The following is a 10,584-nucleotide window of genomic DNA, read 5'->3' on the forward strand; positions in this document are numbered from 1 at the left end:
TGCACGCCTCGGCCACGCTCGTGCGCGCGGGCTCGCGGGTTGCGGTCGAGGGGGTGGCGGCGGATCAGGTGCTGGTCTGCGCGGGGGTGCGTGCGCGCGCGCTGCTCGAACCGCTCGGCCATCGCGTGCCGCTGATCGCCGAGCGCGGCTACCACGTCCGCGCCGAAGCGCGCTTGTGGCCGCAGGACCTGCCGCCGGTCGCGTTTGAAGAGCGTTCGATGATCGTCACGCGCTATCGTTCCTGCGTGCAGGCGGCGAGCTTTGTCGAACTGGCGCGGCCCGATGCCCCGGCCGATCCGCGCAAGTGGGCGCGGCTCGAACGCACCTGCGCCGAACTCGGGCTGCCGATCACCGGGCCGTTTCGACGCTGGATGGGCTGCCGTCCGACGCTGCCCGACTATCGCCCCGCGATCGGGCGTTCGTACCATGCGGACAACTTGTTCTACGCCTTCGGGCACCAGCACCTGGGGCTGACGCTGGCGCCGATCACCGCGCAGCTCGTCGCCGCGCTCGTCGACGGGCAACCAGCGGCCCTGGCGCTCGATCCCTTCGATCTGGCGCGGTTCGAGCGGGGCTAGAGCGGTTTTCGATCGGACTGCATCGGACAGTCCGATCTAAATTCCTGTTTTAAAGCTTTTTCGGGACCGCCGGGCGGCTCCGCCTGACGGCACAAGGCTCCAGCGGCCGCGCCCGGTGCTTTGCGGGCCGGAGCGCGCTGGTGTGGCGCGGGGGCGCTTACGGCGTGTCTGGCGACGACGGCAGCTGGGTCGTGATCGTGTCGGCCGCTCCGGCCGCGTCGCTGGCAAGCNGCCGCGCCCGGTGCTTTGCGGGCCGGAGCGCGCTGGTGTGGCGCGGGGGCGCTTACGGCGTGTCTGGCGACGACGGCAGCTGGGTCGTGATCGTGTCGGCCGCTCCGGCCGCGTCGCTGGCAAGCGCGCGCAGGGCCTTCGCGGTGTCCTGCAGCAGGCCGTCGCTGATGGGGCGTTCGCCGTTGATGAAGCGGCGGATGGCGCGCTCGTCTATCCGCAGGCGCCGCGCGAAGGACGTGGTCCCCCCGATGAGCTGGACGCAGTAGGCGAAATGGTCCTGTCGATCTTGATCGTTCATCGCGCGATCATAGCCGGTCTGGCCGGCGAGGCAATGCGGGCGACGGCGCGCAAAGGGCGCACGCCGCCCGTAAACTGCGTTCAGAACACCGCGTGGGGCGCGTCCTCGTGCATCATCGCCTGGCGCACCAGCGGCACGGGTGGGCCGCCGTAGCTCAGGAATTCGTCGTGGAAGGCCTTCCACGCCTTGCGCCCCCCGCGCGTGGCGGTCCAGTCCTCGCGAAGCTTGGTGATCATCAGCTTGTTGAGCGTGTAGTTGAGGTATTCCGGATCATAAGTGCCGCGCGCGGCCTGCTGTTCGGCGTTGCCCTCATCGGTGTAGCACTGGGTCATGAACAGCGCCTTGGACTGCTCCTGCGTCATCGTGCCGGTGTGCAGGCCGATCGCCGAGAGGAAGCGGCAATCGCGCAGCAGCGCGTTCGAGAGCTCGCCAACGTGGATTTCGGGCGCGCCATCGCCAAGACCTGCGTCCCACATCATCTGTTCGGTGTAGTGCGCCCAGCCTTCGGCAAAGCCGTAGCCGACCCACAGCTTGCCCACGATCGAGGGCGAGGCGTTGGAGTGGAGGAACTGCAGGTAGTGGCCGGGCATGACTTCGTGCACGGTGGTGAACAGCAGGTCCGCCTTGCCCGGAATGTAGCCCAGCTGCTTTTCCCTGGGCCAGCTCGGGTCGGGGGGCGAGATGTAGTAGACCGACGTCGCGCCCTTCTCGAGCGGTCCGGGCGGGTCCATGTAGGCCGAGTTCGCCCGGTTGTAGGGCGGGCTTTCCTCGACTTGGGCCATCTTGGTGCCCGGAATCGTCAGGAGGTCCTTCTCGCGCACGAAGGCGGCAAGCTCGGGGATTTCGCGGCGCGCTTCGGCAACGGGGCCGTCGGCGGGCTTGTCCGCGCTCATCTTGGCGAAACAGTCGGGGATCGACTGGCCGGGCGCGTAAGCGGCGCAGGCGCTCTTCAGGGCGTCCTGGTTGCGCTTGAGGTCGGCCTTGGCGACCGCTTCGAGCTGGTCGAGCGGAATGTCGACGAGCTCGGTCTCCTTGAGCATCCGCGCGAACTTGGCCGGACCCAGCGCGTAATCGGTGGTGGCGCTGGTGCGCTGCGCGTCGAGCCAGTCGGCCAGCGCCTGCATGGCGGCGCCCGCCTGTTCCGAACTGGCCTTGAACGCGGCCTGGAGCGCGGGGTCCTTGACGTCGGCAAAGGCGGCGCGGGCATCGCCGCGATAGTAGTCGGCAAAGCCCTTGAACGCATCGACGCCCAGATCGACGAAGCTGATCGGCATCGGGGTCTTGAGGTTCGCGCGGATCTGCGCGGCGGCGCTCGGGATGCCTTTGAAGAAGGCGATCATGGCCTTCATCCGCTCGGCCTTGGGGGCATAGCTGCGGCTGACGTAGACGTTGGGGTCGAGCCCGTTGCCGATGTAGTAGGAGGGGTTGGTGTGCGGTTGATCGCCATCCTCGAGCCAGAACAGCTTGCCGCGCGCGACCGCGACGAGATAGTCCCGCTCGAACGCATCGTCCCTCGAAAGGCCGGAAAATGCGCCTGCCCTGGCGATGACCATGCGGTAGAAATCGCCCTGCGCCTTGAGCCCGGCCGCACTCCAGTCGGGCAGCTTGCCGTCGTACTGGTGGGCGCCTTCGTAGACCGCAAAAGCGGGGTCGAGCGCGAGCCAATGCTGGACCGTCGCATCCACGAAGGTCTTCCACGCCGCGTGCGAACCGGCTTGGGTCGTCGTGGCGGGTGTCTTTGCGGTGGCGGCGTTGGCCGTCACGGGGGCGATCGCGCCTGCCGCCACGGCGAGGCTGGCGATGCCCGCCATCAGTTTCAAAGTCTTCATTGTAATGCGTGCGTCCCTCATCGTGGGGTGTCGCCGTCTCTCGTCGGCGATCTGCGGGGCAGACTGCGCCACGGCGCGGCGAAGGTCCAGCCCCCCTGGTCCCCTTGCTTCAGGCGGGACGGGTGAGCGGGGCCAGCGCGCCTTCGGCCCATTGCAGGATGGCGGCGATCAGCCCACCGGCGGCCAGGTGCGTTTCGCCAGGCCCCAGGACGACGAACTCGACGTCGGGCAGCGGGGGCAGCGCGGCGGACAGGCTCGCCACGGCAAGGCCGGGCGGCATCAGCCGGGCCGAATGTGGCATGATCCCGATCCCTGCGCGCGCCGCGGCGCTCAGCCCGGTCAGGCTTGAACTGGTAAAGGCCACGCGCCAGGCGCGCGCGTGGTGTTCGAGCGTGGCGATCGCCGCGGCGCGGGTGATGCTGGGCGGGGGGTAGAGCAACAGCGGCAGCGGGTCTTCGGCGTGCAGGCGAATGTCGGGATGGGCAATCCAGCGCACCGGCTCGCGCCAGGCGAGCGTGCCACGCCGGTCGCCGCTGCGGCGCTTGACGAAGATCACGTCGAGCCGGCCTGCGTCATAGGCCTCGTAGAGATCGTGGCTCAGCCCGCCGCGCACCTCGAGGTCCACCTCGGGGTGGCGCCGGGCGAAGGCGGCGAGGACATCGGGCAGCGCCGAAAGCACGAAGTCTTCCGAGGCACCCAGCCGTAGCCGGCCGCGCAGCGCGCTCGGGGCGAGGCTGCCCGCCAGCCGGGCGTGGGCTTCGAGCACGCTGCGCGCGTGGCCGAGCAGGCGTTCGCCCTCGGCGCTGAGCGAAAGATGGTGGGTGTCGCGGTCGATCAGGCGGCGCCGGGTCAGCGCTTCGAGCCGCGCGATGTGCTGGCTCACGGTGGATTGGCCAAGGCCCAGCGCACGGCCCGCCCCGGTGAAGCTGCCCGCCTCGACCACGGCCACGAAACTTTGCAGGAGATCGGCGGGAATGAGCGGGGCGTGCGGCATGGTTATTATCATATGCGATTACCGTTATCCTGCCCATCGCAATTGTGGATGATGCGGTCCGGGTCCATGCGGGGGCGGACACCCCTTGGAGAAGACCGGCATGTCCGCCCCATCGACCCCCTCGCACCGTGCCTTGAACTCTGGCCTCGACAGGCTCTCGCGAACGCTCGCCTGGCTGCGGATCGATCCCTACCTGCTGATGCTGGCGGGCACGGTGGCACTGGCCGCGCTGTTTCCGGCGCGCGGGCGCGCGACGGGGGTGGTCGAGGTCCTCGTCAACCTCGCGGTGGCGCTGCTGTTCCTGCTTTACGGTGCGCGGCTCAAGCCTTCGGCGATCTGGGCCGGGGTATCGCACTGGCGGTTGCAGGCGCTGATCTTCGCGAGCACTTATGGTCTGTTCCCGTTGATCGCGCTGGGCATCGGGCCGCTGCTGCGCGGGCACCTGCCCGCCGATACGGTGACCGGGCTGGTGTTCCTGTGCCTCCTGCCCTCGACCGTGCAGTCCTCGATCGCGTTCACCGCGATCGCCAGGGGCAATGTGCCCGGCGCCCTGTGCGCGGCCTCGCTGTCCAATGTCCTGGGGGTGTTCCTGACCCCGATCCTCGTCTCGCAGGTCCTGCCCGGAGCCAGCGGGGGCTTCTCGCTCGCCGCGCTCGAGCAGATCGGGTTGCAAATCCTGCTGCCCTTCCTCGTCGGCCAGGCGATCCGTCCCTTCGTCGCGGACTGGCTGGCGGCGCACCGTCCGCTGACCGCGGCGGTCGATCGCGGGTCGATCCTGATCGTGGTCTATTCCGCTTTCAGCGCAGGGATGGTGGCGGGGATCTGGCACCAGCTTTCGCCGCTCTCGATTGGCGCGGTGTTCGTGATCGACGCGGTGATCCTGGGCGTGGTTCTGCTGGTCACGACGCTGGCGAGCCGACGGCTCGGCTTTAGCCGCGAGGACGAGATCGCGATCGTGTTCTGCGGGTCGAAGAAGAGCATGGCGGGGGGCATTCCGATGGCCACGGTCCTGTTCGCAGGCCACGCGGTGGGGCTGATCGTGCTGCCGCTCATGCTTTTTCACCAGCTCCAGCTGTTCGTTTGCGCCGCGCTCGCCCGGCGCTTTGCGCGGCGGGCGGGCTAGTCGCGTTCTGTCCGTTGCGTAGGCCCGATCGATCCCGTTCGGTCCAGACACGGCCCTGTGAAATTTTCTGGTGTGGATACCGCCTGGTGATGCGTCTTGCCGGTTGGGAGAGCGGGGCACGGTTCGCGAATGTTGCGGGCCGGGCGGAACACAGGGGCTCGAGGACATAAGCGAAAAGGGTCTCTGTCCAACAGGGGACAGACGATGAATTTTGCGACTTTCGCACGAAGAATGAGGGCAAGTTCAACCAGCGCTTTGGCGATCGGGGCGGCCATGGGGGCCTTTGCCGCACCGGCCTGGGCTCAGGAAAGCGGCGCGGACGAGGACACTCCGGCGAGGGCCGAGATCGTGGTCGTCGGCTCGCAGATCGCGGGTGCCAAGATCAACGAGGCGCTGCCGGTCACGGTGGTCACCGCCGACGACATCGCGGCCACCGCGGCGGTGTCGGGCGACGAGCTGTTCCGTTCGATCCCGCAGTTTGGCGACGTGAACTTCAACAGCCAGTACCTTGCCACCAGCTCGAACGCGGCGCGCGGCGACGTCGGCTCGCTCGACTTGCGCAGCCTGGGCATCGGCAACACGCTGGTCCTGCTCAACGGGCGGCGCGTGGTCACCAACCCGACCAGCCAGGCCAACACGCAGCTGGTGCCGGTGCTGACCTACAACACCAACGCGATCCCCGTCAGCGGGTTGCAGCGGCTCGAAGTGCTGCGCGACGGTGCGGCGGCGATCTACGGCGCGGACGCGGTGGCGGGCGTGGTCAACACCGTGCTCAAGTCCGACTACGACGGCGCCGAATTCTCGATGCAGTACGGCGGGGCGGAGGGCACCGGCTTTCGCGAGTTCAACGCGCACGGCGTGGTCGGCACGGACTTTGCCGAGAACCGGGGCAACATCACGCTGTTCGGCAGCTACGATCGCGGCACCGGGCTCAGTTCGACCGAGCAGTCCTACACGGCCTCGAGCGACAAGCGCGCGCTGTTCGAGGGCACCGACTTCGAGGGCTCGACCTCGCTCGACGGGCGCTCGACGACGACGATCTACCCCAACCTCGTGACCTACGGCAACGTCGTCGTCACGCAGAACGGCACCGCGCTGACCAATTCTTCGGGCCAGTTCCATGTCCAGCCCACCACCAGCACGGGCTGTACGGTCGCGATCAGCGATGATCGCTGCATCCAGAGCGGTTCGATGGCGACCAGCGGGGCGGACCGCGACTTGCGCTATGATTCGAACGCGGGTGGTGTCTCGGTGATCCCGCGCCTCAAGCGTCTCAACCTGTTCTCGACCTTCAAGTACGAGCTGAGCGATGCGGTCACCTTCTTTGGCGAGGCGGGCTTCTACCGTTCGGTCACGCACGCGGTGCAATCGCCCATTTCCACGCTGAGCTCGATCCCGGTCTACATCCCGGCGTCGAACTACTGGAACCCGTTCGGCGCGACGACGCTTGCCGACGGTTCGGCCAACCCCAACCGCCTCAGCGGCATCGATGCGCCCGCCGAGGGCCTGCCGATCAAGCTTTCGGCCTACCGCTTCTCCGATTTTGGCCCGATGCACATCGACGTGACCAACCAGCAGTTCCGCCTGCTCGGCGGCCTGCGCGGCGAATACAACGGGCTGACCTGGGAAAGCGCGCTGAGCTATTCCGAAGCCTGGGCGCGCGACGTGAGTGACAACATCAGCATGACCAAGCTGATGGAATCGCTCTCCAAGAGCACGCCCGATGCCTACAACGTGTTCGGCACCTCGGTGAACAGCGAGGAGACCATCGATTCGATCCGCGAGAGCCTGACCCGCTACACCAAGTCGACCCTCGCGACGTACGACTTCCGCTTCTCCAAGGCCGAGTTCATCGAGCTGCCGGGCGGCTGGCTGGGCTTTGCTGCGGGTATCGAGGCGCGCCGCGAGAGCCAGCTCGACGACCGCGATCCGCGTATCGACGGCACGATCACTTATACCGACCCGATCACCGGCAACGTGCAGGGCGATTTCGTCAACTCGGCGATCAACCCCGACACCGCGGGCCACCGCGAGGTGTTCTCGGCTTATGGTGAGCTGGCGGTGCCGCTGGTCTCGCCCGAGATGGGCATCCCGCTGGTGCGCAAGATCGACCTGCAGATCGCGGGCCGTTATGAGCATTACTCGGACTTTGGCAGCGTGGGCGTGCCCAAGGTCGCGGGCGCCTGGGACGTGATCGACGGCGTGCGCTTTCGCGGTTCGTGGGCCAAGTCGTTCCGCGCGCCCAACCTCGAGCAGGTCAACGCGACGGTCATCACCCGCGCCAACACCCGCACCGACTACGTGTTCTGTGAGGCCGACCTTCGCGCTGGCCGGATCGACGATTTCTCGGACTGCTCGCGCTCGCAGGTTACCTCGGCGCGGCGTGCGGGTAACCCCGACCTCAACCCCGAACGCGCCACCACGCTTTCGTTCGGCACCGTGCTCGAACCGCGCCTGCCCGATGGCTGGGGTGACCTCACCCTGACCCTCGACTGGTGGCGGGTGCGCCAGACCGGCCTCATCGGCGTGTTCGGCGAAGGCAACGCGCTGATCCTCGACTACTTGCTGCGCACCCAGGGCAGCAGCAATCCCAACGTCGTGCGCGCCGATCCGACCGCGGACGACATCGCCGCCTTCGCGGGCACCGGGCTGACCCCGGTGGGCGAGGTGCTCTACGTCAACGACCAGTACACCAACCTCCTGCCGCAGACCGCCAAGGGGCTCGACTTCAACTTCAACTATCGCACGCCGCCCACCTCCATCGGCCGCTTCAGCCTGGCGGTGAATGTCTCGCACTTCCTCAAGTTCTACCAGGAGCCTTCGCCCTGGATCCAGGAACTTCTCGACGCGCGCGAGGCGGGCGAGATCAACGCGGGAACCACGATCACCGGCGGCGGCAGCCTGCTCGAGCAGAACTACAAGCCCAAGTGGCGCGGTTCGGCCTCGCTGACCTGGGAGCTGGGCAACTTCAAGCTCAACGCCTTCGCCAAATATACCGGCAAGGTCTACGACACGAGCCTGGCCTACGACGATGGCAGCTACTGGACGGTCAAGGCGACCACGATCGCCAATCTCTACGGCCAGTATACGTTCGATTCGGGCCACCTGGAGGGGACGACCGTGCGCCTTGGCGTGCGCAACATCTTCGACAAGGACCCGCCGCTGTCGTCTTCGGGTTACGAAGGGGCTCTCTATTCCCCGATCCCGCGCTACTGGTATGCCAACGTCAGTCACAAGTTCTGATGTTTGCCGGGGGCATCGGCCGCAAGGTCGATGCCCCTTTCCCCGAACGCCTGCGCAAGGACGGCCTTTCCTGATGACATTATCGCGTGCCCTGATCGCCTTTGGAACCGTGAGCGCGCTGGCGCTGGTGCCCGCCCTTGGGCTGGCCGCCAGCCCGGCGGCGGCGCAGACTTCGACCCCCGCCGCCGCGCAGGCGCCGCTGTTCGCGCTGGTGGCCGATGCCAAGGGCGTGCAGCCCGTGCGCCTGCCGCCCGCGGGCAAGGACGGGGTGATCGCGCGCTATCTCTATACCCCCTCGCTCGCCGCCGGGCTGGGGGCGAGCGATCTGTGGCTCGACCGCTCGCGGCTGGGCGAGACGCAGGTGCTGGTCTTCCGCAAGGTCGATGGCCGGGTCATCGCCGCGTTCGAGAACCTGCGCTTTCGCGCGCTCAACGGCGATGCGGGTGAAGAACAGGCGGTGCGCGATTCCTTCTCCGATTCGCCGGTCTGGTCGGGCGACATCCTGCGCGAGGACGCCTCGGGCATCGTGATCGACCTCGGCGCCTTCCTGATGCGCGACGCGCTCGACATCGCGGGCACGCTCAAGCGCGCCAAGCAGGGCAGCTACAAGCTTTCCACCCCGCTCAGCTATCTCGACAAGCCCGCCAGCCTCGCGCTGCCGGACAATGTGGAATTCGAAACCACGCTGACCTTCACCAGCGAGGATCCGGGCCGCTCGGTCGATCGCGTGGTGCCCGATGCGCGCTCGCTGGCGCTGCGTGTCCATCACAGCTTCATCCGCCTGCCCGACGCCGGGTTCGCACCGCGCGCGCACGATCCGCGCACCGGCACTTCGGTCCAGGTTATCCGCAACGATTACGCCGCCGAGCTCGACCAGCCCATCGTCACCCGGCTGGTGCGCCGCTTCCGCCTGCAGAAGGTCGATCCCGCAGCCGCGCGCTCGCGCGTGGTCAGGCCGATCGTGTTCTACGTCGATCGCGCCGCGCCCGAGGCGATCCGCAACGCGCTGCGCGAAGGCGCGCAGTGGTGGGCGCAGGCCTTCGATGCGGCCGGCTTCATCGATGCCTTCCGGGTCGAGGAACTGCCCGAAGGCGTCAACCCGATGGACGCGCGCTACAACGTGATCGCCTGGGTCCACCGCAACACGCGCGGCTGGTCGACCGGATCGACCATCGTCGACCCGCGCACCGGCGAGATCGTGCGCGGCGTGGTCCAGCTCGGTTCGCTGCGGGCCTGGCAGGACAAGCTGATCTTCGAGAGCCTGGCGGGCGCCGCGCGCGAAGGCACGGGGGCGAGCGACGATCCGATCGAACTGGTCAAGGCGCGCCTGCGCCAGCTGGCCGTGCACGAGGTCGGCCACGCGCTGGGCCTCTCCCACAACTTTGCGGGCAGTACCTTTGCTGACCGCGCCTCGGTGATGGACTACCCCGCGCCGCGCATCGGGATCAAGGGCGATACGCTCGATTTCTCGGACGCCTATGCCAGGGGCGTCGGGGCCTGGGACCGGTTCGCGATCGACTGGCTCTACCACCAGTTCCCCGCCGGGACCGACGAGCACGCCGCGCTCGACGCGATGACCCGCGCCGCGCTCGCCAAGGGCTATCGCTTCGTGGCCGATGGTGACACGCGCGGCGACGGTGATGCGCAGCCCTGGGGCAACATGTGGGACGATGGCACCGACGCGGTGGCCGGGCTCGAGCACACCATGGCGGTGCGTAAGCTTGCCCTCGCGCGCTTTGGCCTCGCCAACCTGCCCGAGGGCGCGGCGGCCGCCGATCTGCGGCGGATGCTGGTGCCGCTCTACCTCTTCCACCGTTACGAGGTGACCGCCGCGTCCAAGCTGGTGGCCGGGGTGGACTACCGTTACGCGGTCAACGGCGACGGGCAGGAGGTGGCCAGGGTCGTCGCGCCCGCCACCCAGCGCGCCGCGCTCGGCGCGCTGATGAAGACGCTCGATCCCGCCGTCCTCGATCTGCCCGACGGGCTCCTCTCGCTGCTGTCCTCGGTGCAGTCGGGTGCGCCCGACCGGCAGGCCGATATCGAGCAGTTCGACGGCCAGACCGGCGCGCCGTTCGATTGGGCGCGCGCGGCGGAAACCGCGGGCGACATGACCTTCACCGCGCTGCTCGCGCCCGAGCGGGTCAACCGGCTGGTGCTCCAGCACGCGTCCGACGCGGGCCAGCTCTCGCTCGCCGAAACGCTTGGCGCGATCGAGGCGCGCGTGCTGGCCGTGCCTTCGGCGGGTGGGCGCCAGGCGGTGATCGCCGATGCGCTGCGCGCGCGCTACG

7 protein-coding genes are annotated in these 10,584 nt (G+C 68.2%); 4 read left to right on the forward strand and 3 right to left on the reverse strand.

Going from position 1 to position 10,584, the window contains the following annotated elements; all coding sequences use genetic code 11:
• A partial coding sequence (locus MTR62_RS18070) for an NAD(P)/FAD-dependent oxidoreductase (protein WP_244023557.1) occupies positions 1-578 on the forward strand: 578 nt, incomplete at its 5' end.
• Between the two features lie 283 nt (positions 579-861).
• Here MTR62_RS18070 and MTR62_RS18075 read toward each other — a convergent pair.
• The 3 genes from MTR62_RS18075 to MTR62_RS18085 all read right to left on the reverse strand — a co-directional run bounded on the left by MTR62_RS18075 (position 862) and on the right by MTR62_RS18085 (position 3,930).
• Positions 862-1,107, reverse strand: a complete 246-nt coding sequence (locus tag MTR62_RS18075; protein WP_244023559.1) for a helix-turn-helix domain-containing protein — start codon at positions 1,105-1,107, stop codon at positions 862-864.
• Positions 1,108-1,187: 80 nt separating this feature from the next.
• Positions 1,188-2,936: a DUF885 domain-containing protein gene (locus tag MTR62_RS18080; protein ID WP_244023561.1), complete on the reverse strand. Its 1,749-nt coding sequence runs from the start codon at positions 2,934-2,936 to the stop codon at positions 1,188-1,190.
• Positions 2,937-3,045: 109 nt separating this feature from the next.
• Positions 3,046-3,930, reverse strand: coding sequence for a LysR substrate-binding domain-containing protein (locus MTR62_RS18085; RefSeq protein WP_244023563.1), 885 nt, complete (start codon positions 3,928-3,930; stop codon positions 3,046-3,048).
• Positions 3,931-4,030: 100 nt separating this feature from the next.
• Between MTR62_RS18085 and MTR62_RS18090 the strand changes: the two genes are divergently transcribed.
• From MTR62_RS18090 to MTR62_RS18100, 3 genes are all read left to right on the forward strand, one after another.
• On the forward strand, positions 4,031-5,053 hold the full coding sequence (locus MTR62_RS18090) for a bile acid:sodium symporter family protein (protein ID WP_407672707.1): 1,023 nt from the start codon (positions 4,031-4,033) through the stop codon (positions 5,051-5,053).
• Between the two features lie 273 nt (positions 5,054-5,326).
• Positions 5,327-8,296, forward strand: coding sequence for a TonB-dependent receptor domain-containing protein (locus tag MTR62_RS18095; RefSeq protein WP_244023565.1), 2,970 nt, complete (start codon positions 5,327-5,329; stop codon positions 8,294-8,296).
• Positions 8,297-8,369: 73 nt separating this feature from the next.
• Positions 8,370-10,584: zinc-dependent metalloprotease (locus MTR62_RS18100; RefSeq protein WP_244023567.1), on the forward strand; the 2,215-nt coding region annotated here is incomplete at its 3' end.

Source organism: Novosphingobium organovorum (assembly GCF_022832435.1).
Lineage (GTDB): Bacteria > Pseudomonadota > Alphaproteobacteria > Sphingomonadales > Sphingomonadaceae > Novosphingobium > Novosphingobium organovorum.

What these genes read in the sequence shown, in the direction of transcription:
- MTR62_RS18095 (WP_244023565.1), top strand. Translation starts at nt 5,327, where the DNA reads ATGGGGGCCTTTGCCGCACCGGCCTGGGCTCAGGAAAGCGGCGCGGAC.
- MTR62_RS18080 (WP_244023561.1), bottom strand. Translation starts at nt 2,936, where the DNA reads ATGAAGACTTTGAAACTGATGGCGGGCATCGCCAGCCTCGCCGTGGCG.
- MTR62_RS18090 (WP_407672707.1), top strand. Translation starts at nt 4,031, where the DNA reads ATGTCCGCCCCATCGACCCCCTCGCACCGTGCCTTGAACTCTGGCCTC.
- MTR62_RS18085 (WP_244023563.1), bottom strand. Translation starts at nt 3,930, where the DNA reads ATGCCGCACGCCCCGCTCATTCCCGCCGATCTCCTGCAAAGTTTCGTG.
- MTR62_RS18075 (WP_244023559.1), bottom strand. Translation starts at nt 1,107, where the DNA reads ATGAACGATCAAGATCGACAGGACCATTTCGCCTACTGCGTCCAGCTC.